This window comes from Planotetraspora kaengkrachanensis, assembly GCF_016862895.1.
Lineage (GTDB): Bacteria > Actinomycetota > Actinomycetes > Streptosporangiales > Streptosporangiaceae > Planotetraspora > Planotetraspora kaengkrachanensis.
The window spans coordinates 1-747 of sequence record NZ_BONV01000092.1; the positions used below are offsets into that span (position 1 = coordinate 1).

Below are 747 nucleotides of genomic sequence, written 5' to 3' on the forward strand. Positions count from 1 at the left end.
CAGCCGTACGACGAATCGGGCGCCTTGGGGGGAGTCTTCGATGTCGACGGTGCCGTGGTGGGCGGTGATGACGGCGCGGCAGATGGCGAGGCCGAGTCCGGTGCCGCCGGGGTCGCGTCGGCGTCCGTCGTCGAGGCGGATGAAGGGTTGGAAGACGCGTTCGCGGTCGTGGGGGGCGATGCCGTCGCCGTCGTCGGTGATGGTGAGGACGGCGTGGTGGTCGGTGCGGGTGGTGGTGACGTCGATGTGGGTGTGGGCGTGGCGTTGGGCGTTGACGAGGAGGTTGTTGAGGACGCCGATGAGTTGGATTTTGTTGCCGAGGACGGTGATGTGGGGGGTGGTGCGGGTGTGGACGGGGGTGGTGTGGTGGCGGGTGGCGATTTCTTCGGTGACCAGTTGGGTGAGGTCGAGGGGTTGGGGGGTGGTGGGGGGTGCGGAGCGGATGCGGGCCAGGACGAGGAGGTCGTCGATGATGGCTTGGAGGCGTTCGGTGGTGGTCAGGGCGGTGCGGATGGTGGTGGTGGGGTCGACGTCGGTGGGGTAGAGGAGGGCTTCTTCGAGTTGGGTGTGGAGGCCGGCGACGGGTGAGCGCAGTTCGTGGGAGACGACGGAGGCGAATTGGCGTTGTTGTTCGACGGCGGCTTCGAGGCGGGCGAGGGTGTGGTTGGCGGTGCGGGCGAGTTGGGCGATTTCGTCGCAGCCGGGTGGTTCGGGGACGCGCATGCTGAGGTCGCTGACGGTGATTTC

Annotated in this window: 1 protein-coding gene; it reads right to left on the minus strand. The window is 68.0% G+C overall.

Annotated elements, in window-relative coordinates:
* The coding region (locus Pka01_RS40490) for a sensor histidine kinase (protein WP_203888330.1) at positions 1 to 723 on the minus strand (723 nt) is incomplete at its 3' end.
* Positions 724 to 747 lie beyond the last annotated feature (24 nt).